General features: G+C 55.9%; 23 protein-coding genes and 1 pseudogene. 11 read left to right on the top strand and 13 right to left on the bottom strand.

The window, feature by feature from the left end:
* Window position 1: 1 nt before the first annotated feature.
* From TU74_RS13505 to TU74_RS13495, 3 genes are all read right to left on the bottom strand, one after another.
* A complete protein-coding gene (locus TU74_RS13505; RefSeq protein ID WP_047272842.1) occupies window positions 2-922 on the bottom strand; it encodes an SPFH domain-containing protein in 921 nt (306 codons plus the stop codon).
* Window positions 923-1,021: 99 nt separating this feature from the next.
* Entirely contained in the window at window positions 1,022-2,782 is a 1,761-nt protein-coding gene (gene tfpB, locus TU74_RS13500) for a type IV pilus assembly ATPase TfpB (RefSeq protein WP_048376829.1), read from the bottom strand.
* A gap of 103 nt (window positions 2,783-2,885) precedes the next feature.
* The gene (locus TU74_RS13495; protein ID WP_047291769.1) at window positions 2,886-3,221 is read right to left on the bottom strand and encodes a hypothetical protein; all 336 of its coding nucleotides are present in this window, start codon (window positions 3,219-3,221) and stop codon (window positions 2,886-2,888) included.
* 128 nt (window positions 3,222-3,349) lie between these two features.
* Between TU74_RS13495 and TU74_RS13490 the strand changes: the two genes are divergently transcribed.
* On the top strand, window positions 3,350-3,814 hold the full coding sequence (locus TU74_RS13490; protein WP_047272845.1) for an Lrp/AsnC family transcriptional regulator: 465 nt from the start codon (window positions 3,350-3,352) through the stop codon (window positions 3,812-3,814).
* A 134-nt stretch (window positions 3,815-3,948) separates the two neighbouring features.
* Here TU74_RS13490 and TU74_RS13485 read toward each other — a convergent pair whose 3' ends face one another.
* Entirely contained in the window at window positions 3,949-4,887 is a 939-nt protein-coding gene (locus TU74_RS13485; protein WP_047279789.1) for a hypothetical protein, read from the bottom strand.
* Window positions 4,888-5,138: 251 nt separating this feature from the next.
* Entirely contained in the window at window positions 5,139-5,615 is a 477-nt protein-coding gene (locus TU74_RS13480; RefSeq protein WP_047272847.1) for a glycine zipper domain-containing protein, read from the bottom strand.
* 381 nt (window positions 5,616-5,996) lie between these two features.
* On the opposite strand from TU74_RS13480, the gene TU74_RS23500 reads away from it, so the two are divergent.
* The 7 genes from TU74_RS23500 (at window position 5,997) to TU74_RS13445 (ending at window position 14,435) form a co-directional block, all read left to right on the top strand.
* Window positions 5,997-6,557, top strand: coding sequence for an S-type pyocin domain-containing protein (locus TU74_RS23500; protein WP_082149876.1), 561 nt, complete (start codon window positions 5,997-5,999; stop codon window positions 6,555-6,557).
* 577 nt (window positions 6,558-7,134) lie between these two features.
* A complete protein-coding gene (locus tag TU74_RS13470; RefSeq protein WP_048376828.1) occupies window positions 7,135-8,076 on the top strand; it encodes a hypothetical protein in 942 nt (313 codons plus the stop codon).
* A gap of 42 nt (window positions 8,077-8,118) precedes the next feature.
* Window positions 8,119-8,520 (top strand): hypothetical protein, encoded by a 402-nt coding sequence (locus TU74_RS13465; protein WP_047291760.1) that lies wholly within the window; start codon window positions 8,119-8,121, stop codon window positions 8,518-8,520.
* On the top strand, window positions 8,520-9,788 hold the full coding sequence (locus TU74_RS13460) for a hypothetical protein (RefSeq protein WP_157315164.1): 1,269 nt from the start codon (window positions 8,520-8,522) through the stop codon (window positions 9,786-9,788). The genes TU74_RS13465 and TU74_RS13460 overlap by 1 nt, the downstream gene beginning before the upstream one ends.
* A 65-nt stretch (window positions 9,789-9,853) precedes the next feature.
* Complete coding sequence (locus TU74_RS13455; protein WP_048376826.1) at window positions 9,854-10,852, top strand: polyprenyl synthetase family protein; 999 nt, start codon at window positions 9,854-9,856, stop codon at window positions 10,850-10,852.
* A gap of 24 nt (window positions 10,853-10,876) precedes the next feature.
* Window positions 10,877-12,478 (top strand): hypothetical protein, encoded by a 1,602-nt coding sequence (locus TU74_RS13450; protein ID WP_048376825.1) that lies wholly within the window; start codon window positions 10,877-10,879, stop codon window positions 12,476-12,478.
* 10 nt (window positions 12,479-12,488) lie between these two features.
* Entirely contained in the window at window positions 12,489-14,435 is a 1,947-nt protein-coding gene (locus TU74_RS13445) for a hypothetical protein (protein WP_048376824.1), read from the top strand.
* Between the two features lie 43 nt (window positions 14,436-14,478).
* Here TU74_RS13445 and TU74_RS24170 read toward each other — a convergent pair.
* The 4 genes and pseudogenes from TU74_RS24170 to TU74_RS13430 form a co-directional block, all read right to left on the bottom strand.
* A pseudogene (locus tag TU74_RS24170) lies at window positions 14,479-14,664 on the bottom strand (IS4 family transposase); the annotation flags it as partial.
* A 141-nt stretch (window positions 14,665-14,805) separates the two neighbouring features.
* On the bottom strand, window positions 14,806-17,154 hold the full coding sequence (locus tag TU74_RS13440) for an FdhF/YdeP family oxidoreductase (protein ID WP_048376823.1): 2,349 nt from the start codon (window positions 17,152-17,154) through the stop codon (window positions 14,806-14,808).
* Complete coding sequence (gene fdhD / locus TU74_RS13435) at window positions 17,151-17,990, bottom strand: formate dehydrogenase accessory sulfurtransferase FdhD (protein WP_048376822.1); 840 nt, start codon at window positions 17,988-17,990, stop codon at window positions 17,151-17,153. Before fdhD ends, TU74_RS13440 begins: the two co-directional genes overlap by 4 nt.
* A gap of 94 nt (window positions 17,991-18,084) precedes the next feature.
* Window positions 18,085-18,972 (bottom strand): LysR family transcriptional regulator, encoded by an 888-nt coding sequence (locus TU74_RS13430; RefSeq protein WP_047279786.1) that lies wholly within the window; start codon window positions 18,970-18,972, stop codon window positions 18,085-18,087.
* Window positions 18,973-19,086: 114 nt separating this feature from the next.
* Between TU74_RS13430 and lysM the strand changes: the two genes are divergently transcribed.
* Window positions 19,087-19,527: a peptidoglycan-binding protein LysM gene (gene lysM, locus TU74_RS13425; RefSeq protein ID WP_048376821.1), complete on the top strand. Its 441-nt coding sequence runs from the start codon at window positions 19,087-19,089 to the stop codon at window positions 19,525-19,527.
* A gap of 97 nt (window positions 19,528-19,624) precedes the next feature.
* Here lysM and yrfG read toward each other — a convergent pair whose 3' ends face one another.
* Entirely contained in the window at window positions 19,625-20,287 is a 663-nt protein-coding gene (gene yrfG / locus TU74_RS13420; RefSeq protein ID WP_048376820.1) for a GMP/IMP nucleotidase, read from the bottom strand.
* A gap of 88 nt (window positions 20,288-20,375) precedes the next feature.
* Between yrfG and nudE the strand changes: the two genes are divergently transcribed.
* Both nudE and cysQ read left to right on the top strand, forming a co-directional pair.
* Window positions 20,376-20,942: an ADP compounds hydrolase NudE gene (nudE, locus tag TU74_RS13415; protein WP_047272854.1), complete on the top strand. Its 567-nt coding sequence runs from the start codon at window positions 20,376-20,378 to the stop codon at window positions 20,940-20,942.
* Window positions 20,939-21,823 (top strand): 3'(2'),5'-bisphosphate nucleotidase CysQ, encoded by an 885-nt coding sequence (gene cysQ, locus TU74_RS13410; protein ID WP_082149875.1) that lies wholly within the window; start codon window positions 20,939-20,941, stop codon window positions 21,821-21,823. The genes nudE and cysQ overlap by 4 nt, the downstream gene beginning before the upstream one ends.
* Here cysQ and TU74_RS13405 read toward each other — a convergent pair.
* Genes TU74_RS13405 through TU74_RS13395 form a run of 3 tightly spaced genes read right to left on the bottom strand, consistent with a single transcriptional unit; the run spans window position 21,795 to window position 25,475 of the window.
* Complete coding sequence (locus TU74_RS13405) at window positions 21,795-22,250, bottom strand: thioesterase domain-containing protein (protein WP_048376819.1); 456 nt, start codon at window positions 22,248-22,250, stop codon at window positions 21,795-21,797. The two genes, cysQ and TU74_RS13405, sit on opposite strands and share 29 nt — an antisense overlap.
* 19 nt (window positions 22,251-22,269) lie before the next feature.
* Window positions 22,270-23,664, bottom strand: a complete 1,395-nt coding sequence (locus TU74_RS13400; RefSeq protein WP_048376818.1) for a sigma-54-dependent transcriptional regulator — start codon at window positions 23,662-23,664, stop codon at window positions 22,270-22,272.
* Entirely contained in the window at window positions 23,661-25,475 is a 1,815-nt protein-coding gene (locus tag TU74_RS13395) for a sensor histidine kinase (RefSeq protein WP_047291736.1), read from the bottom strand. Before TU74_RS13395 ends, TU74_RS13400 begins: the two co-directional genes overlap by 4 nt.
* Between the last annotated feature and the right edge of the window lie 26 nt (window positions 25,476-25,501).

The following is a 25,501-nucleotide window of genomic DNA, read 5'->3' as shown; positions in this document are numbered from 1 at the left end:
ATTAGCCCTTCGTTTTATCGAATGAGGCTCTGACTATTTCGCCGATTCCACCCACTGCTCCGATCACTTGGCTGGCCTCCAGTGGCATGAGGATCACTTTGCTGTTGTCGGCAGACGCGATTTTGCCCAAGGCATCAACGTATTTTTGCGCCACAAAGTAATTGATGGCCTGCACGTTGCCGGTTGCAATGGCCTCGGAAACCACTTGGGTCGCGCGCGCTTCTGCTTCCGCCTGACGTTCACGGGCTTCAGAGGCAAGAAATGCTGCCTGCCGACCGCCTTCGGCTTCGAGAATCTGGGCTTGTTTTTTACCTTCAGCCGTCAAAATCGCAGAGGCGCGCAAGCCTTCGGCTTCCAGGATTTGCGCCCTCTTGATGCGTTCGGCTTTCATTTGGCCTGACATGGCGGCCATCAAATCCGCAGGCGGGCTGATGTCTTTGATCTCGATTCGGGTGATTTTGATCCCCCATGGCGCTGTTGCTTCATCTACCGTGCGCAGCAGTTTTTCATTGATACCGTCACGCTGGCTGAGCATGGCATCCAGCTCCATTGAGCCAAGCACCGTGCGAATGTTGGTTTGTAGAAGGTTGCGAATGGCATGTTCGAGGTTGTTGACCTCATAGGCCGCCTGGGCGGTATTAACGACCTGGAAAAAACATACGGCATCTATCTGTACCGTAGCGTTGTCGGACGTAATGACCTCTTGTGGCGGGATATCCAGCACACTTTCCATAACATTGAGCTTGCGCCCGATGCTATCCATGACGGGAATAATGATGTTCAGGCCGGGTTTAAGCGTATTGGTGTAACGCCCGAAGCGCTCTACTGTCCACTCATAGCCTTGGGGCACAACTTTGAACCCCATAAAAAGCAAAGACAGCGCCAATACGACAAAGAGCAAAACAACATAGCTGAATTCCATAACCATTCCTTGTTTGAGGTGACTCGAGATAAATCCGGAAAAAATTGTATCCCTCGAACGCACGCCTTAATCGGTTAAATATTATTCAAAATAATTCAACTAAGCGGTAATGACGCGTAAGGCTTCATCCATGGAAGTAACGCCCGTCGTTACTTTGTGCGCCGCCGCCAGTCTTAATTGGCGCATGCCTTCTTCACAGGCCGCTCTGCGCAGGGCGTTGATATCGGTGTCATGGCTAATCAATGCTGTGAGCGTGTCAGTCATCAACATGATCTCGTAAATGCCAGCTCGGCCGTTGTAGCCAGTCTCCCGACAGTGATCACAGCCTGTGGCGGCAAAAACGCTGGAGGGCGCCGGGCTGCCGGGTGCGAAGTTGTGCCAGTCATCGGGTGACACGCGGTGTTCGCTTTTGCAGTCCGGGCATAAGATTCGTATCAATCGCTGGGCCATCACGCCCAGCAAGGTTGCTTTGATCAAATAGGGCGCCACCCCGAGTTCCTGTAAACGGTTAATGGCGCCGGGTGCATCGTTGGTGTGCAACGTCGACAACACCAAGTGCCCGGTCAGTGCGGCTTGAATCGCCATTTCAGCGGTTTCCAGGTCACGTATTTCACCGAGCATGATGATGTCCGGGTCTTGGCGCATGAGCGCACGCACCCCGTTGGCAAAGGTTAAATCTATGTTGGGCTGCACCTGTGTCTGGTTGAAGGCAGGCTCAATCATTTCAATGGGATCTTCCAGCGTGCACAAGTTGATCTGCGGTGAGGCCAATTGCTTGAGCGTTGCGTACAACGTGCTGGTTTTGCCCGATCCCGTTGGGCCTGTGATCAAAATAATGCCGTTGGGCTGACGGGTCATACGGTCCCAGCGCTGCATGTCTTCAACGCTGAAGCCGAGTTGGTCAAAACCCTTGAGTAAAACGTGCGGGTCGAAAATGCGCAGCACCATTTTTTCGCCAAAGGCGGTGGGCAGGGTGGCCAGACGCAGCTCCACCTCGGCCCCTGCCGGTGTTTTGGTTTTGATGCGGCCGTCTTGAGGTTTGCGTTTTTCAGCGACATTCATGCGGCCCAGGCTTTTCAGGCGGCTGACCACTGCGGTCGTGACCTGCGGCGGAAAGTGATAAACGCTGTGCAGCATGCCATCAATGCGCAAGCGCACGGCCCCTTGTTGGCGCCGGGGTTCGATATGGATATCGCTGGCCCGCTGTTCGAACGCGTGCTGAAACAACCAGTCAACGATATGGATGATATGGGCATCGTTGGCATCGGGTTCCTGATTGCCCGTGCCAAGGTTTATCAACTGTTCAAGGTTGGGCAAGTGGGTGGTTTTTTGATCTGTAAGCGCTGCCCCGGTGACGGATTTGGCCAAACGGAACAGTTCCGCTCCGAGTCGGGCAATCTCAAGGGGGTTGGCAAAAACCCGCTTGATGGGGCGATTGAGGGCCTGGCGCAAATCGGCCTCCCACCCCCTCACATTGGGTTGCGCACTGGCAACGGTGATCGCGTGTTGATCGGCTGCAATCGCAAGAATTTGATGACGCTGCGCGAACGCGCTGGACATGAGCCCCGTGACGCTGGCGGCATCGATTTTCAAGGGGTCGAGGCGCACGTAGGGCTGCCCGCATTGTTGCGCAAGCCAAGCCGTGAGGTGCTCAAGCGTGAGGGTTTTGCCGGGGCGCGTCAGGTCGGGTAATTGCTGCGCCGCCAGAAACACCAGCGGGTGGACGGGGTCCAGGCTGGAGGTGCGATAACGCGTCAACACCTGATCGGCCAGTGGCTGGGCGATTAACCCTTGAGCAATAAGACCCGGCAGCAGCTGTTCAAGGTCAAGCGGGCGATCGGCGGCAGGATGGGCGTGCATGAAGACTCCTTGGCAATGCACAAGCGCAGACAGGTCCTTGTCTGGCCTTGAATACCCAAGCCTAGCCGCGCACCGGGCTGTGGCGACTGCCAATCAATACCAGCTATTGCGAGCGCTTTAGCAGGCGGGACGGGCTGCACGTCACCTGATGCATCACCAGTTCACAGACACTCACCAGGTTGCGCAGTTTTTCGCCGATCACCTGGGCGCGGTGCCAGCTTTGCTCATCGCTGACGATGTCTATGCGTAATACATCGTCTTCGCGCATGACCTCTACCTGCTGGGGAATCAACTGCTGCAAGGCAAACAGGTTCAGTGCGCGGCACAGCACATCGGCTTCAGCCTCCGCCACAATCTGATAACGCACTGTGCAGGGGGCAGTGTTTACGGCCCAGACATCGGCGCGTGTCGCGGTGGGTACGGCTTCAAGATGTGGCATGCAATGACTCCTGATTTCGGCTGGAGAAATATTCACATGCACTGTCGGAAATTATTTATCTATGATGATCGGAATTTGATCAATTAAGACTTGATCAATTCCTAATGAGCTAATAATCGGGAATATTTATGCAAGGTGAACTGGACGCTTACGACCGCAGGATTTTGGCCCTTCTGCAAGAAGACGCTTCACTGTCCAGCGCACAGATCGCAGAAAAAGTGGGCTTGTCGCAGTCCCCCTGCTGGCGCCGGATTCAGCGCATGAAAGAGGAAGGCATCATTCGGGGGCAGGTGACCTTGTTGGATCGCAAAAAGGTGGGCCTGAATACGCAGATCTTTGCTGAGGTCAAACTCAATGCCCACGGACGCTCCAACTTTACCCAATTCACGGATGCGATCCGTGGGTTCCCGCAGGTGCTGGAGTGCTACGTGCTGATGGGGTCGGTGGATTTTTTGTTGCGGATCGTGACCCCGGACATCGAGGCCTATGAGCGTTTCTTCTTCGAACAACTGTCGATGGTGCCCGGCATTCAGGAAGTGAACTCGATTGTGGCGCTGTCTGAAATCAAATCGACCACGTGCCTGCCGGTGTAGCGCGCAAAAAAACGGCCTTCACAAGGAAGGCCGTTGGTGTGCTGTCAGTGAACAAACAGCGCAATCAGGATGATGATCGGGATTGGGATACCGAGGAAAAACAGCAGTAATGAGCGCATTTATATTCTCCTGAATTAACGGACAACCGTGGTGGTCGTGGTGTGGTCGATGTAAGTCACTGCGTCGCGACGGCGACCGCCGAACGTGGCACACAGGCTGGCGAAGAACGCACCGATCAGCAGGGTGATGAACATCCACAGCGTGGTCCAGGCAGCGACCTTGGCAGCCGTGTCAGCCGCTTCTTTGGCTTTGACTTTGGCCTCTTCAATGGCCTGATGGGCCTTGGCGTAGACCTGGTCAACCCGTTGCTCGGCTTCTGGCTGAGTCAGGTTGGTACGCTGAGCGACGATTTGTGCCAGGTAGGTACGGTCGTCTGCACTCAGTTGGCCATCATTGCCCAGGCTGCGGACGAAAATGCGCGTCACGATGCCGTGGGCGGCGTCTTCGCTGACGGCGGTGCCGCGATCATCGCGAAACAGCGTGTCGATGAAATAATCCGAGCTGTTGCCCGCACCGTTGTTGGCGTGGTTGCCCGCAGCGCTACCGGCTGCACTGCTCATGGCGGTGGCTGCACCTGACGCGACGTTCGCACCGGCTTGTACGCCGCTGCCAATCACACTGCTGACCGAGCCGGCAACCAAGGTGGCGGTCACCAGTGTGGCCACTGCCCACGCGAGGAAACCATGGGCGGTATCGCGGAAATACACTTCATCGCCATGCATGTTGGCCCATTTGACCCGCAGACGACCGGCCAGATAGCCGCCCATGCCCGAGGCAATAATTTGTGTCACGGCCAGCCAGATGATGGCGGTGATGCCCAATCCTTTGGCGCCTACGCCCTCGCCTGACCACGGCGATACGGCTGAAAAGCCCAAGCCTGCGCCCAACATCAGCAGCAAGAGGGAAAGTGCGGCGGCAGCGGCGGCACCTGCAAAGATTGCGGCCCAGGACACACCGGAGTGGCCAGAGCTGTCTTGCAGGGCAGCGGGATAGTGTTCTGTAGTCCCGATCATTGTTGTTGTGCTCCTGAAATGGTGAGAAGTGCAGCCTTCATTCAAGAGATTGCAGGGGGTGTGCCAACACCGGATTTATAAAAAACCAATGTTTAACAATGGGTTAGAAGTCTGAGTATTTTGCTGGGTCATGCAGGTTGCATGATTGACGCGAAAGGGGCGGGCGTAATGCATTGAAACAATTTAGGGGCGGAAGACGGCTTGCCGACAAACAAAAACGGGAGCCTGTGTGGGCTCCCGTTTGGGTGTCATCAATGATGACGATGCTTGTTCTTCTTGCGATGGCCGTAAGCATGGCCCCGGCCTGGGTGATCGTCGCGGTAGTAGCGACGATTGCCACGATCACGGTAATCGCGATCATCGGCGTCGCTTTTATTACCCATGTAGTTGCCCAACGCGCCGCCTGCGCCGCCGCCAGCGGCTGCGCCGACAAGGCCGCCCGTGCTGCCGCCCATGCTGCGGCCCAAGACGTTACCGCCCGCTGCGCCCAGGGCGCCACCGATGGCCGCTTCGCCACGGCTGCGTTTGTCCGCACCCACGGCACTACCGGCCGCGCCGCCTACGCCTGCGCCAATGGCCGATCCGGTCGAGCCGCCGAGTTGTTGTCCAACCACGGCGCCAAGAACCCCGCCTAATGCGCCGCCTACACCGGCCTCGGTGGTGCCACCGGCCGAGGCTACGCCACTGACCAGGCCAAGGGACAACAAGAGAATCGAGGTGAGCTTCATAAGTAAGCCTCAAAGGGATGACGGCGCGATCCTGAGGCTGTACGCGGTTGGTTACAATCAAAATCCGACCAGTAACACGAGTTGTACACAATTTGCTAAGTTATTGTTTTTACCAGGGAACTTAATGGATTTTGCACGGTCTGAGCATTAGTTCGGACAGGCCGCTTTCTCAGGAAAGCGGCCTTTTTTGTGTCCAAAAAAAGCGTCGTGTCATGTGGGCTCAGGCGAGGGTAGGGGGACGACAGCGCGCGCCCGGTCGTTGCACGCTAAATCCCCCTGTTGCCCTTCACTTATAGACACACACGGTTACGAGGTCGAACTGACCAAGCCTCAGATTCGACTGCAGCCTTCCTGCTTCAGATGATTTGACAGGCAATTCGCATGAAGAAGGAAGGTAACGACGACTCTTTTTTCGAGCCCCTCTGGAAACCGAAACGTCCAAACGGTGGTGCCTCTTGGGCAGCTTGGCAAAAACCGCCTCTGCCAGAGCCGGTGTATCGCTCAAAAGATGAGTGGCCATCTCCCAAGCCACGCACTGATTTGGTCTTCGCCACATCCTGCGTGGCTGAAAACGGGTGCTGCATAGAAGCAAGAACCGCCACCGAGCCAGCTTCCATGCTTTTGCCTTCCGCGTCAGAGGTCATTGCAGTGGCCATCGGTGCGGATGCCGGATTGGCCCGTGTTGCGAGTGACGGCACATTCCACATTGACGAACAACTGCGCTGCATGAGCAAGCCCACAACACGGGTGCGCTTTCAGTTCCGACGTGATGCCGAAGGGGTCACGCAGATCTACGGCATTCACACCGGCGCGTCAGGTGATGACTCAGTACGCACCGTGCAGGTGAAATGGAACGCGAACAAGACTGCATTGGAGGCCGAACTTAACGGGATCACCCTCCTCTGGACGCCACCCACAGCCCTTCAAGAATACTGCCACTGACTTACCCCGTGCTATCCGCACTCTTTCATTCCGGGACCGTACACCTAAAACAACGTTTGGTGGACGTGCACAAAGTGAGCACGCGAAATCAATTGCATGCACATAACCCTAATGGATGTCTTGCATGCCTGGACGTAAGAACTGCCACTTTGCAGGTTCGCTGCACAGCGGTCAGAGGTCAGCGGCGCTGATGGGCTTGATTCAATCGTGCAAATTCAAAGGACATGATCCTTTCGCATACTGTCATTTCTGACAGTAGCGCTATTCATAAAAAAGGTCGAGGATGCTTCTGGACGCATTGAGTGAAATCGTACTTTTGATAAATAAAGCGACTATTTTGAGCCTGTCTTTTTTGCAAGACTTCTTTTATTAGACTTGTCCTGAAAAAAAGCTCGAAATGTAGTGCAGCCATAGGGTTGGGCTGATTATTGTCTTTAAGAGTTAGTTTTCAGTTGCGATAAACGAAAACTAAAAAACAATAAGTGCATCGACATTCCGAAGCATGCACCACTGTATGCAGCCAAACACTATATCCAACATTCAGAATGGATATGCCTAACCGTGGACGAGGCAAGCAATGAGTAATTTCGACTTGGCGATTGGGTTATCTACATCCGAAATAAATCGTTATTTAAGCGAATATTATAATGTCGCATCAGACGGTGATAGCCTATTCAAAGGCAGCGAAGAAATCGAGGAGATGGGGTTGACCCTGGTTTTTGAATGGCATGTTACACAAGCCCCTGAGTTTGTGTTCGGTACCCCTGTCGACAGTGTGTGGGCTATTGCTCTAGGAAAAGACGGCCAGACTAATGAAGAAGCCAATCGCCCGGTTCCCAGCGACCCAATGTTGCAGTTAACTATTCCTGTTATTGATGTCAAATGGGGAATTAAAGACACTGAACTGCAATCTGGCACGGCACACAATGTAATTGCCTATGCAACGCTGGATTTTTCAAATTCGGCGATAAAAATCACGTTGGTCGCGCTCAGGATCGATCAAAGTGAATTTCAGGATATTGATAAGCAGATCTTCAATCTTTTAGTTCTGCCGGTTATCTTCGATACGGCCGAACAGGCACTGGCTGTGATTAAACTCCCGGAGATTGATCTCCGCGGGTTGGAGTTCAATCCCTTGCAGGTTATCTTGAAAGAGAAATATCTGTTGGGTGCAGCGACGTTGAAGAGCAATCAGAGCCCTTTGGATATTACCAGTCTTACTATCGCGCAAGATCCGGCTTTTATCCTGTTGAGTCGAGACGTTTTCAATAGTGCATTGACGGCTGCGTTCGCGTCCAACGGCGAATTTATTAAAGAAGAGACAGGCGTTTTTAATAGTCTTGCAGATTGGTCTTATACAGTGAAAGCACTCCCCAGTCTGGCATTGGATACCGTCTCACCTTTAGTTATAAAGGGCACTGCCGACATGAGCGTAGATGCTGAACTTACATTAACGGACGAGGCGCTTTTTATGCTAACCCCTCAGGGATGCGCTTTCGCCCTCTGGGGTTATTTCTGAACATAGTTTAACTACTTATCTGTGTGTGTGACGGAGACCGTTATGAAGTTATATTACGATGTTGCGTTTCACAATACGCCGGTATGGATGGCGGTGAGCATTGTTTTTGAGGGCGGCAGTATCAATGCGGTCGTAGGGGAATTACCGGATGTGGAGTTTGAACTGACTCCGCGCGGCGGTGGAATGGAAGCCATTATGTCGACAATACTAGAGCCCATCGCAGAAAAAATAGTGAATGATAATGCCGGTGCCCTGGAGGAACTAATAGGTTCAAATAAATTCGAAGTCATGAAAGTCGAAAGTATTCCATTTAACAACATGCAACTGTCGCTCGACTCACTCAGCACAGGCAGTCATGACGTAGACGGTGAAGACGTTTTTAAGATATTGCCTAAGCTGACCGTTACAGCGGCTCCAGCCGGCCTTAACAAGGAGATCGTCTAATGCTCCTTGATCACTTTGTTTCATCTATCACTTCCCCCCACAGCACCGACTCGCTTGACGGGGTTCTGCCACCTTTTTTTTCAATTAGCGAGTGCGGCCCTTATTCATTACGTCACCATATCGACCTTCCCGGAAGTCAGATAGGTGGAGAATTGCTGTTGTCGTTAAACGAACTTTCGGTGACGCCTGTGAGTCTGGCATCTGTTGAGTCGGGATTCGACAAGCGTCAACTTAAAGTCACGCTGAATCCAGCGGCACTTAAAGGCCGTTACGAATTGTTCTGCCTCGAGAATCCGCGGGTTACGATGGACACAGGCGGCCTCTTGGGCCGCTTGCCCAGTACCAACGGCGAAGTCCCCCCAGAATGGACCGAGGAGCGCTATTTCCGATTTGTGCAGCTTGAGCAAGAGCGCGCCAATTTAAATGAAACGGCCAATGGCCGTGAGTTAGTGGGTCGTTACAACGAGCACAACGATGCTTATCATGATGTATTCACCCAAAACGAACAACTCCGCAAGCACTGGGAAGAAGATGGTGCCACAGAAGAAATGGGCATCTATACGTCTGCGGCCTTAAAGAATGGAAGTGTGATCAACCCCGCTGATCGTGGTTTTGGTAGTAAAAACGCCAGCTACAACTCTACTTCTTTTGCGCAGAGCCTTTATTTATATTTTGCGTGTATGGGTGGAGGCTTTGAAGAAGCCGGGATAGCGGCCTTAACATTCAAAGATATGATTGAAACCGAGACCGGTAATACAGACTCCGAGACGGTTGGGCTGACGCGTTCACAGGTTTATGCCACCGTTAACAATGCTTCTCGGCGCTCACGGATTGAAGGCCCGAATGCCAAAACGTTGGCCCTGCATTCAGCGTTTAGCAAAATCGTTACTCAAGAGACTGTAACTGACCATGACATCGACTTTTTCGCTAGAAACGGTTATGTCATGGACCCTGAAACACATCAGCGACTGAAAGCAATTTACCAAGCGGGAGTCCGCCAACGCGACCCTAAACAACGTATCGAAGTCAGCAGCGCCAACTTTGAAGTCAATCTGGCACAGAGTGAGTTTGATTATGTGCTGACTGAGCAGCCAGACGGTGCGCTGACCGTCAAACTCAGGGCCACGACCTTACGAATTCCGGAACTGCCACTGTGCACAGGCCCTGCCTCCGACGCCAATACGTGCTTTATTCGCGGGCTACTGATTGACCGCATCAGCTCGCAGTTGACCCGTTACCTGCGCGCACTGGCCAGGCGGGATGGGTGATGCCAAACCTCTCTTTTTGCTCCCTTGCGTGCCCCCCTCCAGTACCTGGCGAGTCGCCTTTCACCTTGATCAGTGAAACGCTGCTCAGCGACGATCTTGCACTGTTTCGTCAGGAGATTGATCAGGCACTTCAGGACCAATCGCCCTATCTGACGAACATTGAGCGCCAGATGTTTACCGGCGGAAAAAAAATTCGCCCAGTCGTGATGCTGCTGGCGGCTCGGATGATCGCCGGTGCCAGCCCGTTAAATCCAAAAGTTCATAAAGGGGCAGCGTCACTGGAAATGCTGCATGTGGCGACCTTGATCCACGATGACATTGTTGATGAAGCAGCGTTGCGCCGCGGGCTGCCATCGGTTTCGGCAGCCCGTGGCATCAAAACGGCCTTGCTGGTGGGCGACCTGCAGTTTGTACAAGCGTTACGCGGGTTTGCGCACACGGTTGAGACAGATAGAGATATGGGCCTTGTGCGCCTGGTGCTCGATACGGCGTTCGATATTTGCCGCGGTGAACTGGATGAACTGGATCGCAGTTTGCCCGCGGATATTGATGCAGCGCTTGCCCGCTACTACAAAACCATCGACCGAAAAACCTCCGAATTGTTTCGCTTGGCTTGCCATGCAGGCGTTGAGCTGGCAGGTGGACGCTTGCGCGATGCTCGACGGGCGGGCTTTTTTGGCCGCTCATTGGGACGAGCGTTCCAGATCATGGATGACGTGCTCGATCTTGTAGAGCACGAGGGTACTGCGGGAAAAGAGCGCGGCGTTGATCTTGTCCAAGGCCGGCTGTCTTTACCCGTTCTTTTTGGGTTACAGCGACTGGGGCCTGAGCACGCTATCGGCCAAGCACTCAGAGGCGACGTTCAGTTAAGTGGTGACGCGCTGGAGCAGGCCATCGACGGGCTACGTGAATGTGGTGCCATTGACGTGGCGTACACACAAGCGCAACGCGAAGCGCAACAAGCCCTCTTTTATCTTCAAGGCTTTCCTCTATCAGCCTATCGCTCAGCACTGGAAGACCTGGCCCTGTATGTCGTCAATCGTCCTTTAAACGGGCAACTTTAATAATGGTAAAGGAGGCCCTTTTCCATGAGCACGTTAATGAGTTTTATCCTTGATTCCTTACAACCACGGCTGAACGATCCCGCTAATACCAAACTTTGGTTACCACGTCTCCTGACTGAAATGAGCGACGAGGGCGGCAACACTCTGCTACCTATCCGTTCAAAGGAGCAGGATTTGGGGTTTTTAAATGGCGAACATGGCGACTACATAGCCGGTCTATTTGCCAATAGCTGGAGCATCTTTAACAGTAGATATGCAATTGTTGACCCCGACCTACCGAATCCGGCGTTGTTGTTGAGTGACGTGAGTCTGGTCGGTTTGCAAAATATATGGGTTGAGCAGGCTAGCTCACAGCCCGTAACGCAAGGCTATGACATCCAGGCTAAGTTCGTGCCAAACCATTACCCGGATCCGACCCAAGGTCTGGAAATGCCGCCACTGACCCTTAAAGGCAGGTATCGAATCGCTCAGGCGTTGTGGGTCGAACCCACCGATACCGAAGAAGGTCGCAAGGAATCTATTACAGGCACAGGTGCCTTCACTGCGGTATTTAGTAACTGTGTACTGAACGCACCGTTAACGCTAGAGACTGTCGATAGCGCAGAGCCGCGTTCAACCTTAGTCACACTGAGAAATTTGTCCCTGGACGCTATGACAGATGAGCGTCCCAAGCTGACATTTGACGATTTGACACTGGAAGATGGTCTGGAGGATGAAGACGCATTAATCATGTATATCAAAATGGCGCTCAATGAGGCGGACGGCCAAGTGAGCATGCTCGACACCGTTGCGAGCATGCTCAATAAACCTGACAACCTTGTTTCTATCAGTGCTGAACTTACAGAACACCTGAACGCTAGCCTGGATGGGCTATTTGGCGTATTACCCGCACAAGGCTTGCCTGATGACAGTGATCACCAGCAAGGCGCAACACCGTTAGATGTATATTTTTTCGATCGTTTGCGTGTTGCACTCAATGAGCCGGGCAATGACTGGTATTTACCGTTGTTATTGCGTAATAGTTCAGAGCCGGTATTGGAACCTTATACGAACCCTCACATAGTGATTCCAGATCAAGAACAGAGCGGGCTCGACTACACCGACATACAACTCAATAACCTTAGCCTAACTGGGCTTTCCAATGCCTTCATACCACTGGATACCAGTGTTCTGACATCACCCGATATTGCCGTGGTTATAGATTTTGGTGTGTTACCCGAAGGCAGCGCGGCCTTACCGCCAGCACCACCTTTAACCATGCAAAGCCATTTCTCATTGGTTCAACAGGGTATAGAGCCTCTGCCGCTCAAAGGTCTTGTCACCGCCTCATTACTTGAAAGTCACATGCAGCTTGATCTGGCGCTGGGCGGAAATAATGTCAGCGACCTTGAGATTATCGTCAGTGAAGTTGTTTTTTTATGGGAGACAGGCTTGGTGGAGATGACGGTTACGTTAGAGCCGCGTGACACTTATTTAGAACAAGTCATCAAAAAAGTGCTGGATAAAGAACAGGTCCATACCACGATTAAAACTCACTTGATGGAGGCATTGGCAAAACAAAAGAACGAGCTGTCTGCCAACTTTACACGCTTAGTGCGCACAGTCTTACAAAACAAACTTAATTAGGGAGAGTGTCATGCTAAATAATCAGCTGGTTCAAGCATTAAAAAACCTCCTGCTCACTCCGACCTCCGACTTCTATATTTCAAATTTATTGCACGACCCGGATAAGCAATCACTTGACCCTCTCGTGATCGAACGAATCGACATGGGATCGTTTGATATCCTCGAATCGAAGATTGAAGTGGTCTACGCAGATATAGTATTAAAAGGTCTGAGCAATACACAAGTAAGATTCGACGCAAATAATAAGCCTGAAATTATTGTTGACGGCAATCGGGTCAGCTTCAAGGCCAAGCACCCTAACACTCAGGCAGGGTATGACCGCCCAACTGATGTGCCTGCGGAAATTGTTGGTTCAGGCAGGCTGATTATTAGAATTGACGGTAACTTAATGCCGGAAGGAACACTGGCTTTAACGATTAAAAGTGTCAGCGATGTGCAAGGGGTCTTTAACGCCACACTTGAAGTTGAGGAACAGTTGGACACGGCACAGGTTGAATTTACGGCCATTTCGTTTAACCCCGAAGTCACCAACGAAAACCTCGCGATTGATATCGAATTAGAATCTATTTTTGTAAGCGTCATTAAACAAATTCTTAATCGTGAAGACACACTCCAGAAGTTCGTCAATGAGCTGAACATTCATCTGTCGACGGATGCATCCTTAGCGGGATTGTCGCAGGTGGCTACCCAGTATGCACGCCTGGCACTCGGCGACTTGAGAGCGGTGGCCAACGTTGCATCGGCACGTATCAACCATAACCCTAATGCACATTTCGCACTCACCATACCGTATACCTTCATTAATCTAAAAATCACTCAATACGTCGATTTACTCATTGATGAGCTTTGGGGAGTATATGAAGATGACGAACTCGGGATGAGCATCACGTGGATGCTTAGCTCAGCCCCCACGATCGTCCCTGGCTACATCGACACATTAAAGTTCACGATGGTAATCTTCGTACAACACAACGGCCTGCTCCCTCCCTACATTCAGGCGTCCTACAGTGCCCGTATTGACTTTGTTAAAGAGGAGGACCAATTTGCATTACAGCTCGGAGAGGATTCGGCTATCGTACTTACACCGTATGACCCGTTCGTCGATGCCATCCTTAAGCGCAACAAAGCTAATTTCCAGCAATATATACAAAAATATCTGAACCTATTTAATATACGTATCGTGCCTCCTCCATTTCTCCCGGACATTGCCAATGTCCATTTGGTCAAGTGGCCTACCCCGCCAAACATTCCAACAGAGCAAATTTTGCGCATTAATTTTTTTTCAACAGCCACAGACTTGCCCGCCGATAACACAGAACAATCCCCGGTAGCGTTAGCGCAAAGCAATTTGAATGAAAACACGTTTATCGCTCATATAAGTCAATCAAAAATAAAAGATTATTTGGATAAAGAGTTTTGGAACCCTTTAGAGAAAAGCTTTTCTCAGCAAGGCGCTACCATTAAACTTGATCATTTTTCGATGGAATTAGGTGGCGATATTATTGCCCTGCTCATATCGATGAGTGGACGGGTGAGGGTTGATATTCCTGTTCTGCCTGATCCTGAATGGTGGATAGAATTTAAACGTCCTCTGGATATTCATCTGCAGCTCTATGTAGTTGCCGAAAACAGTGTGAAAATAAAATATTCAGCGACCGTCTTTCCTGATTTTGAACTACATGGCTACAACGGAGCTGCTGATCTGTACGGTCATTTAATTCCCGGGCTCGAAGACCTTGTGCACGTTGAGGTTTTCAAAGGCATCGCCAGTCATGTCCAGTCATTGGTGTTAAATATTGATGAGCATCTTTACACCCTGCCTCAGTTTGAGTACAGGCCTGTCAATAAAGAGATAACGATTAAGCCATTCATAAAGAGTATCGACTCTGTGATCTATTCAACCATTCCTTATGTTAACTTTTACGGAGACTTTGATATGACGGTAGAAGCTGATTAGCAAGGTCGCCACACATAAAAACCATCCGAAGATGCAATGCTGTTCACTTAAGCGGCGCAGCCTTGCGACTATCGGGATACTGAGTCTTTGACATCTTTACCGCCCTGGGCCTCGCGGGTCTAGGGCGTTTTGTTATAAAAAGCATACCGATGCTGTCGCGAAGCGCTTGCAGACGTCTTGGCGTATGTGAGGGGGGAACAGCCCCCGCCATAACCACCAGGCAGCTAACCGTTTGATGCGGGCACCAACGCCTACCCGCCCACTCCCGCGTCACCGCCGCCAAGGTTGTCCTCGAATCGCAATGGGACACTTGGCGGGTTTTCATCGCACTGGGTGACGCGGTGGCTTCAGAGATTGCAGGCGTTGTGCGTCAGCTCGCTTTGGCCATGATCAGTGTCGACGGCGTGGCGGCCTCAAGGCAGATGGCCACGAACTTGGATGTCGGGGTGTGGCTGCCATCCCCGGTGCTTTCCAGTGGCACCAATGGGTTGACTTCGGGGTAGTAGGCGGCCGCTTGCCCTGCCGGGATATCAAACGCCAGCAAGGTGAAATTTTTAACCCGACGCTCGTGCTCGTCATCCCAGATAGAAACAATGTCTACCAATTGGCCCGGCTTGAAGCCCAGGCGAATAATGTCGGCTTCGTTCACAAACAGCACGTTGCGTTGGCCCTTGACCCCGCGGTAACGGTCGTCCAGCCCATAAATGGTGGTGTTGTACTGATCGTGGGAACGCATCGATTGCAGGATCAGGTCCGGCAGGCGACCTGTCGCACGTGTGCGTTCGTCGACCAGATCCCGTGGCAGCACGTTGGGTTTGAAGGTGGCGCGACCCGCAGGTGTATTCCACTGGCGGGCACCTGCGGCGTTACCCAGATAGAACCCGCCGGGGTGCTGTACGCGGGTGTTGAAGTCTTTGAAGCCGGGAATGGTGTCAGCGATCAGCTCGCGAATGCGGCTGTAATCTTCGACGACCCCGTTCCAGTCAATCGGGTGCGTTCCCAAGGTTGCCGCTGCGATGCCGGCAATGATGGCCGGTTCCGAACGCATCTGATTCGACAAGGGCTGCAACTGGCCATTGGAGGCGTGAACCATGCTGAACGAGTCTTCCACCGTGACCGCTTGCGGGCCTTGCACCTGGATATCGATGTCGGTTCGGCCAAGGCAAGGCAGGATCAGCGCTTCCTTGCCGTGCATCAAATGGCTGCGGTTGAGCTTGGTGCTGATTTGCACGGTCAGGTCGCAATTGCGCAGGGCCTGGGCCGTGCGCGGGCTGTCGGGCGTGGCCTGGGCAAAGTTGCCGCCCAGTCCGATAAAGACCTTGGCGCGCCCTTCGAGCATGGCGTGGATGGCTTCCACCACGTTGTGCCCGTTTTCACGCGGCACATTGAATTTGAAACGACGCTCCAGTGCATCAAGGAATGCCACGGGCGGGCGCTCGTTAATGCCCATGGTGCGGTCGCCTTGCACGTTACTGTGGCCGCGCACCGGGCACAGACCCGCACCGGGACGGCCAATGTTGCCGCGCAACAGCATCAGGTTGGCGATTTCCTGAATGGTCTGCACCGAGTGGCGATGCTGGGTGATGCCCATGGCCCAGCACATGATGACGTTCTTGCCTTTGAGGTACATGCGCGCGGCACGTTCGATGTCTGCCAGCGTCAGGCCCGATTGCTCGACCAGAGCGTCCCACGGGGTGTCATCCAGGCTGGCGATGTAGTCCAGCACGCCGGCGGTGTGTTCATTCAAGAACGCGTGGTCGAAGACCGCCGGCTCCCCAGCCGCCTGAGCGCCGCGTTCCCATTGCAGCAGGAACTTGGCCATGCCCCGCAACAGCGCCATGTCGCCGCCCAGTGCCGGGCGCAGGTAAGCGGTGTTGGTCGGGCGGTCACCGTTGGTGAGCATTTCCAGCGGGTGTTGTGGGTGCTGGAAGCGTTCCAGGCCGCGCTCTTTGAGCGGGTTGACGCACACCACTTGGGCGCCGCGCTTCACGGCTTCGCGCAGCGGTTCAAGCATGCGCGGGTGGTTAGTGCCGGGGTTTTGCCCAAGCACGAAAATCGCGTCGGCATGTTCGAAGTCATCGAACGTGACTGTGCCCTTGCCGACCCCCACGCTTTGCGCAAGCGCAACGCCGCTGGCTTCGTGGCACATGTTCGAGCAATCGGGGAAGTTATTGGTGCCGAAGGCGCGCACGAACAATTGATACAGATACGCCGCTTCGTTGCTGGCGCGGCCCGAGGTATAGAACTCCGCCTGATGGGGGCTCGTCAGGTTCAGCAGGTGCTTGGCAACCAGCGCGAAGGCGCCATCCCACGTGATGGGTACATAGCGGTCGGTGGACGCGTCGTAACGCATGGGCTCGGTCAGGCGGCCCTGATATTCGAGCCAGTAATCGCTTTGCTCCAGCAGCGCGCTGACGCTGTGTTTGGCAAAGAACTTGGCATCGACCCGGCGCTTGGTGGCTTCCCAGTTAACAGCTTTGGCGCCGTTCTCGCAGAATTTGACCAGCCCGCTTTCCGGCGAATCGCCCCAGGCACAACCGGGGCAGTCGAAACCGCCGTTCTGGTTGGTCTTGAGCATCATGCGCAGGTTTTTCAGAGCGTTGTCGCTGGTCAACCAGGCTTGCGCCACACTGATCAGCGCGCCCCAGCCACCTGCCGGGCCTTTATAGGGCTTGTAGCGAGGGGTTGGGGTTTGGTCGGCTTGATGATGAGTGCTCACGCGGGATTCTCCTGCACCGGGCTGTACACACGCGGTGCGCTTTTTTGCGGCAGATGAATAAGGTTGAGGTTGTGGCGGCGGGCCCATTGCAGCGCCAGGCCCGTAGGCGAGGACAGGCTGATCAGGGTCTGGATGCCTGCGCGCAACACTTTTTGAATCAGTTCAAGGCTGCAACGGCTGGTGACAATCGCCGCGCCGCCGTTCAGGTCGATGCGTTGACGCACCAATGCCCCGATCAACTTGTCGAGCGCGTTATGTCGGCCAATGTCTTCGCGGCCCATCAGCAGGTGGCCGCTGGCGTCCATGTAAACGGCCGCATGCACCGCGCCGCAGTGCTGGCCCAGCGGTTGAAACGCGCTGATGCGCTGGCGCAGGCCGTCGAGCCACTGTGCGGGCGGCAAGGGCGCGCCGGGCAGGACGTTCAGCTCGGGCAGCGCTTGCTCCACGGCTTCGACGCCGCACAGCCCGCAGCCGCTGGTGCCTGCCAGTTGGCGACGTTGCTGTTTGAGGTTCCAGAACGCACGGCTGGCGATTTCAACGTGGGCATACTGCGCCGAGCCCGCGCCACTGAGCTTGAGGTCATAAATATCGCTGGGGTCTTGAATGATGCCGCTGCCCAGGCTGAAACCGACGATGAAATCCTCAAGGTCAGTGGGCGTCACCAGCATCACCGCTTGGTTGATGCCATTGAAGGCAATCGCCAGGGCGACTTCTTCGGCGAGGGCAGTTTCAGCGCCGCTGCTGTGGTCCAGCGTGACGTAGTGGTAATTCTGGCTGGCAGCGGGCGCGGGGGAATCCTGGGCGGGCGCCGCGCACGTGGGGCGCTGGGCGTTCATAAGGCTGTACCGACGGTATATTCAGCAGTAAGGGTAGGCGCGACACTGTGTCGCGTCTAATCGCTAGTGCTGATCTATTGATAGATGCCGTCGATCAACAAGCAGTTGATGATTTTTGAAACAGCGCGAAGCAGGCTTCTGCCAGTGCCGACCGTGGCGCTTCGCGGCGCATGATCAAACCCAGCGTGGCGAGGGTTTGCGCATCGGCAATCGGGTGCAGGCGCAGGTCGTCAGTCAGGGCTTCAAGGCCGCCTTCAAGCGGCATGACCGCGCAACACAACCCGCCATGCACGGCTTGCAACAGTTGATGAACCGCATCGGTTTGCAGCATGGGCTGCGGGGTCAGCCCGCGACTGTGGAAGTTGTGATCGATGGACTGGCGAAAATGCATGCCGCCACTGAGCAGCGCCAACGGCAATTCGATCAGCGCTTCCCAGCTCAACGGTTGCTCACCGAAGGTGAAGTGCCGTTGGTCGTACAAAAGCCCCATGCGGGTGTCGCCCAGGGTGAGCGAGTCGAAACGCTCATGGTCTAGCCGGTCGAGGTAGGAGACGCCCACATCCAGCTGATTGCGGGCCAATTGCTCCAGGATCTGTTCGGAACTCAGTGCGGACAACTCAAACCGCAGTTCGGGGTGCGCCTTGTGCATTTGTTGCAATAACGGCAGCGGGTCAAAACTCGACAACGGCACCACGCCCAAACGCAACGTACCGATCAGGTTGCCGCGGCACGCAGCCGCTTCGGCCTGCAAACCGTCGTAGGCGGACAACACGGTTCTGGCCCATGCCAGCACGCGCTCGCCGGGCGCGGTAAAGCTTTCAAAGCGCTGGCCGCGATTGACCAATTGCAAACCCAGCTCTTGCTCAAGGCTGCGCAGGCGCATGGACAGCGTGGGTTGGGTGATATGGCAGCGGGCCGCCGCCTGACCGAAATGACGGGTTTCATCGAGGGCGATCAGGAATTTCAGTTGTTTGATGTCCATGCTCGCTCCACGTGCAAATCGTCGGGGGATTCTAACGTGCCCGCCCCGGAACCTGCCTGTCCAATGTTGGTCTACGCTGTGTGTCTGGATATTCCAACCCTAGGAGCGTGAACGATGAGTATTTTTAGCTTTATCAAGGAAGCGGGCGAAAAAGTAATCGACTTGCTGACACCGGGCAAAGCCAACGCCTCGGAAGAACTCAAGAAGCACGTAGAAAAAGTAGGTTTGGGCAATCCGAACATCACCGCCACCGTTGAGGGCGACAAAGTGATCGTGACCGGCGAGGTCGCGACGCAGGAAGAGAAAGAAAAAATCATTCTGGCGGCGGGCAATATCGAAGGTGTTGCCAGCGTTGAAGACCACATCACGGTCACCGGCCCGGTGGTTGCCGCTTCGCGTTTTGTGGTGGTGAAAAAGGGCGACACCCTCAGCGCCATCTCACTCACGGTATACGGCGACGCGAACAAGTATCAAAAAATCTTTGAAGCCAACAAACCGATGCTCAAAGACCCGAACAAAATCTACCCGGGCCAGACACTGCGTATCCCTGAGTAAACCCTCGCGGTTTTCGGCAGCGACTGCAGGTGTGCATGCACGTGTGTCGCTGCCCAGGTATGCGGTGGTGATCCCTCACCCACTCAGCGGGCCTGACTCAAAGCCCTTCCAGCAAGTCGCGGTAATCCCCCAGCGCTGCAAATTCCTCGGTGTCTTTCGGGCCTTTTTTGCTGTCGGGCTGTTTTACGGCCAGCAAATGCCTCACGCCAAAATCCCGTGCACTGCGCAGAATCGGCAGGGTGTCGTCGATAAACAGGCTGCGCGCCGGATCAAACCCGATATCAGCGTGCAAGGCATCCCAGAACTGTGGGCTTTCCTTGGGGAAACCGTAGTCATGTGAGCTGATCAGCCTTTCGAAGTAAGGCGCAAGTTCGATGCGTTCCAATTTCAAAGACAGCGAATCGCGGTGTGCGTTGGTGATCAAAATCACCCGCTTGCCGGCGTTTTTGATGGCGGCTAAAAATGTATCGGCATCAGGACGCAGGGCAATCAGGTCAGCGGTTTCGAGTTTCAACTCGCGCACCGGGATCTTCAGCTCGGCGCTCCAGAAATCCAGGCAATACCATTTCAATTGGCCAGCATTGCGTTCAAACAGCGGCATCAGCTCCAGTTCAGCCATGGCCCGGCTGATACCGTGCAGTTCGGCGTAGCGTTGGGGCAAATGTTCAAGCCAGAAGTGGTTGTCGTAATGCAGGTCGAGCAGCGTGCCGTCCATGTCCAGCAGAACGGTATCAATGTCGCGCCAAGGTAACGCTGTCATGCAAAACTTCTCCTGCATTTGAAAAACATCCGACCAAGACAATCGGAAAAGCCGGGGTATAGTAACCCGTTCATATTGAGGAGCCGCTATGCGCCAAAAACCCACCGTACTCGCCCGTGAAATTGTTGCCAGTAGCCGATTGTTTCGTGTTGAAGAAGTGCAGTTGCGCTTTTCCAACGGCGTTGAGCGTACGTATGAACGGCTGGTGGGGCGCGGCAATGGTTATGGCGCGGTGATGATCGTGGCGATGATCGATGCCGAGCATGCCCTGTTGGTTGAAGAATATTGTGGCGGCACCGACGAATACGAAGTGTCGCTGCCCAAAGGGTTGATCGAGCCGGGCGAAGACGTACTGGCAGCGGCCGAGCGCGAGTTGAAGGAAGAAGCGGGCTATGGCGCCCGTCAGTTGGTGCACCTGACCGAGCTGTCACTGTCGCCGGGTTACATGAGTCAGAAAATCCAAGTGGTGCTGGCCACCGACCTGTATGAGTCGCGTCTGGAAGGCGATGAGCCGGAGCCCATGCGGGTCGAGACAGTGAACTTGCGCGAGCTGTCGACGCTGGTACAAAACCCGCAATTCACCGAGGGCCGTGCCTTGGCGGCGCTGTATCTGGCGCGGGATCTGCTGACCCAGCGCGGGGAATTTACGCTGTGAGCCTGCCTGTCCCTAAACTGCTTCAGGGTGTGATTCAACTGGTGCATCAGGCGGGTGACGCCATCTTGCCGTTCTGGCGCGCTGATGTGGCGGTCACCGCCAAGTCCGATGATTCGCCGGTGACAGCGGCTGATCTGGCGGCCCATCACGTGCTGCTCGACGGCCTGACTGCACTCGATCCGGGCATCCCTGTCTTGTCCGAAGAAGACGCCAACATCGCCCAAGACGTGCGTGCCGAGTGGTCCCGCTGGTGGCTGGTCGACCCGTTGGACGGCACCAAGGAATTCATTGCCGGCACTGAAGAGTTCACTGTCAATGTCGCCTTGATCGAGCACGGCCGTGTGGTGTTTGGCGTGGTGTCGATGCCTACCAGCGGCCGCTGTTATTACGGCGGCGCAGAATTGGGGGCGTGGCGCGCAGATGGCGACACGATCGAACCCATCACTGTACGCACCACCCCGCCTGCGGGCGAGCCGCTGACAGTGGTCGCCAGCCGTCGTCACTCCAGCCCGGAGCAAGAGAAACTGTTGGCCGGGTTGAGTGAGCATTTGGGTGACTTGACCCTGACCAGCGTCGGCAGCTCGCTCAAGTTTTGTTTGCTGGCCGAGGGCGCGGCCGATTGCTACCCGCGTTTGGCCCCGACTTCACAGTGGGACACCGCCGCCGCCCAAGGTGTGCTCGAAGGCGCGGGCGGTGTGGTGCTGCACCTGGACGGCCAGCCGTTCACTTACCCGGCGCGGGCATCGCTGCTCAATGATTCGTTTTTGGCGTTACCGGCAAACGCGCCTTGGCGCGAGACGCTACTGCAGCTCGCCCGCCCGACCGTAACCGGGATCGACCCTCGTCGCTGCCTTAACGGTGCAACACATACTGGCCGCTGAAACGGACGGCGTCTTCTTCGCCGTGCGCATTGATGACCCGGGTTTCCAGGGTCAGGCGCGCCCGGCCATGGCGTGTGTACATGCTCACAAACTTGGTCCAGGCCGCCTCGGCCGGTGCATCGCAGAGCACGATCGCGTCCTGCGTGACCGGCAGCGGGTAGCTGATGTGGCCTTCCTGAATCACGATGTGCCCGTCTTCGATGCCCGCTTCACGTAGTCTCAAGTGCAACCAGCCCCAGCCCGCCAGCACCGCGCCGCAGTACAAGCTGCCACCGAACATGGTGCTCTTGTGGTTGATGTTGGCCGTCAGCGGCAACTGCAGGCGCAGTTGCCGGTCATGCCAGCCGAGGACTTTGAGGCCCATTTCGCGGGTCAGCGGGATGTCGTGGTGGAGGATGGATTCCAGGTAACGACTGTCGCGGTTCATGCAGGCCTCTTTGGTCAAATCACTCAAGTTCATCGGGGTGGGCGTGGCTGCCGCTGTCGAACTGCAAGCCGTATTTGCGCAGCTTGTCGTGCAGGGTTTTGCGCGGCACGCCCAAGGCTTCGGCCAGGCTGCGCATGGAGCTGTGAGAGCGTTCGAGTTCGGCCATGATCAGGCTTTTTTCGAAGTGCTCAACCTGCTCGCTCAGCGTGCCCGAACCCTCAAGGCTAGACGATGGCGGCGCCTCGGCCGTTTCATTGTCCAGGGCCAGCTCAAGGCCCAGCGCAAAGCGTTCCGCGACGTTTTGCAGTTCACGCACGTTGCCTGGCCAGGCGTGACGCAGCAGCAAGCTGCGCTGGGCCGGTTGCAGCACGTTGTGGGTCAGGCCGTGGCGGGCGCTGGCTTCGTCGGCAAAGTACTTGAACAGCATCAGCACGTCTTCGCCGCGCTCGCGCAACGGGGCAATGCGCAGCGGGGCAACGTTGAGCCGGTAATACAAGTCGGCACGAAAACGGCCCTGATCGGCGGCCTGACGCAAGTCTTCCTTGGTGGCCGCGATGACGCGGATATCCAGCGGGATCAATTGATTGCCGCCCAGGCGTTCAACGACACGCTCTTGCAGCAGGCGCAACAACTTGACCTGCACATCGAGGCTCATGCTTTCGATTTCGTCGAGAAACAGCGTGCCGCCGTTGGCAAATTCGAATTTACCGATGCGGCGTTTTTGCGCGCCGGTGAACGCGCCGGGCTCGTGGCCGAAGAGTTCGCTTTCGACCACAGACTCGGCCAGCGCCCCGGCATTGATTGCCACGAACGGGCCGTCGCGGCGGCTCGACAAGTCGTGCAATGCCCTTGCGACCACTTCTTTGCCGGAGCCGGTCTCACCCAGAATCAGCACATCGGCCTTGGTGGCGGCCAGTGCGCCGATCTGTTCGCGCAGTCTCAGCATCGGGGGCGAGAGGCCGACCAGCCGCGTGCTCAGTTGCTGGCGGTCGCTCAGGGCCATGCGCAGGCTGCGGTTGTCCAGCACCAGCGCGCGCAAGGCCAGGGCGCGACGCACGCCTTCCAGCAGCGCGTCGCTGGCAAAGGGTTTTTCCAGAAAATCGTAGGCCCCGGCGCGCATGGCCTGGACTGCGAGGGGCACGTCACCATGACCGGTAATCAGCAGCACCGGCAGTTCCGGGTCCTGGGCGTGAAGTTCGGCCAACAGCTCAAGGCCGTCCATGCCGGGCATGCGGATGTCGCTGACCACCACGCCGGGCCAGTTGCGCTCGATGCGCGCGGCAATGCCGGTGGCCTCGGCCAGCGGCAGGACGTGAAGGCCAGCGAGGTCCAGGGTTTGATACAGCGCCTGGCGCAGATGCGGGTCATCGTCGATCAGGATGACCTGTACGTTTGAGTCGATGAATGAGCTCATGACCTGGAGTCCTCTGAAGCTTGCAGGCTGACGCCCGGTGCGCCAGCGCGCAGTCGAAGGGTGATTAAGGCGCCGCCTTCCTTGTGGTTGGCAAACAGCAGTTCGCCGCCAAATGCACGAATCAGGGTGTCGCAAATGGCCAGCCCCAGGCCTAGCCCCTGCGTGCGGGTCTTGGTCGTGTAAAACGGTTCGCCCGCGCGGCCCAACGCCTCCATGCAGAACCCCGGCCCGTTGTCGCGGATGCACACCGTGACGCCTTCCTGAGTGGACTCGGCGCTTAGCCACAATCGTCTCGGCGGGCCTTTTTCGGTCAGCGCGTCGAGGGCATTGGCCAGCAGGTTGCCCAGCACTTGGCGCAGGCGCGTTTCACCGGCTTCAACCCAGAGCGTGGCGGCAGGCAAGTCGCGAATCAACTCGACTTCCATGCTGCGCCGGCGTTTGGCCAGCAAAGCCAGCGCGTCATCCAGCGCAGGTTGCAGCGCGACGCTTTCCGGCGCGTGCCGATCGCGCCGCGCAAACGCGCGCAGGTGAGCGATGATCGAGGCCATGCGCCCGGTCAGCTCATTGATCAGCTTGAGGTTGCCGCGGGCGTCGTCGATGCGCTGATGGTCCAACAAGACTTCGGCATTTTCGGCATAACTGCGGATGGCGGCCAGAGGCTGATTCAACTCATGACTGATGCTCGCTGACATGGTGCCCAGCGCAGACAGCTTGCCGGCCTGCACCAGGTCGTCCTGCGCGCGCACCAGCTCTTGTTGCGCATGCTCGCGCTCCAGCACTTCTTCACGCAGGCGTCGGTTCAATCCTTCCAGGTCGCTGGTGCGCTCTGCCACGCGCATTTCCAGCTCACGGCGGGCCTTGGCTTCAAAGGCGATACGCTCCAGATAATGTCGGCGCCGTTGCATCATCAAACCGATCAGCAGCATGACCACCAGCAGCGTGGCGCCCCCAATGGCCAGCACGGTGCGAACGGGGCGGTCGATCAAGGTGCGCGGTGCGAGGATGTTGACGCTCCAGCCGGTCTCGTCGATGTCCTGGGTTTGTACCAGCCAGTTGCTGAGGTTCAGGTTCAGCGGCTTCGGGTCGCGGGTCGGGTAGGGCAGGATGGCAAAGATCGACTGCTGTTCCTGCTGTGACAGTTCGCGGGTGGCCCTGAACCGCCACTCCGGGCGCGAGGTGAGAATGACCACGCCATTGGGGTCGGTGACCATCAATTGTTCCGGGGTCTGGCCCCACAGGCGCTCGGTGTGATCGAGGTCGACCTTGACCACCAGCACGCCGATTTTCTTGTCACCGTCGAGCACGGGCGCGGCAAAGAAATACCCGCGTTTGCCCGAGGTGGTGCCCAGCCCGAAGAAGCGCCCCAGTTTGCCGTCCATCGCTTCGCTGAAATACGGGCGAAAGGCGAAGTTGCGGCCGATAAAGCTGTCCTGTTTGTCCCAGTTGGAGGCGGCGAGGGTGTCGCCGTGGGCATCCATCAGGTACATCACCTCGGCGCCCGTCTGGGTGCTGATGTCATTGAGCAACTGGTTGGCGTGGCTGAGGATTTGCGGGTTTTCCGGGTCTGCCAGCAACGCGCGCAGGGCTGGCAGTTCGCCGAGGATCTGCGGCAGCACTTCATAGCGATGCAGCGTGCCCAGCAGGTTGGCGACGTAGAGATCCAGGGTCTGGCGATTTTGCCCGGCCAGCTCGCTGCGGTAATAGCGCTCGGCCAGATGCTGCAACGGCCACAACAAGGGCGCCAGGCACAAGGCCAGCAAGGCGAGGCTGCGCCAGCGGGGTCTGCGAGGCACGGGAGGGGTTTTGATCATGTTGAAACTACGCCGCAAAAGTACGG

The organism is Pseudomonas lundensis, from assembly GCF_001042985.1.
Taxonomy (GTDB): Bacteria; Pseudomonadota; Gammaproteobacteria; order Pseudomonadales; family Pseudomonadaceae; genus Aquipseudomonas; species Aquipseudomonas lundensis.
The sequence above is the reverse complement of the archived record's forward strand: the minus strand, read 5'-3'. Positions and strand labels throughout refer to the sequence as shown.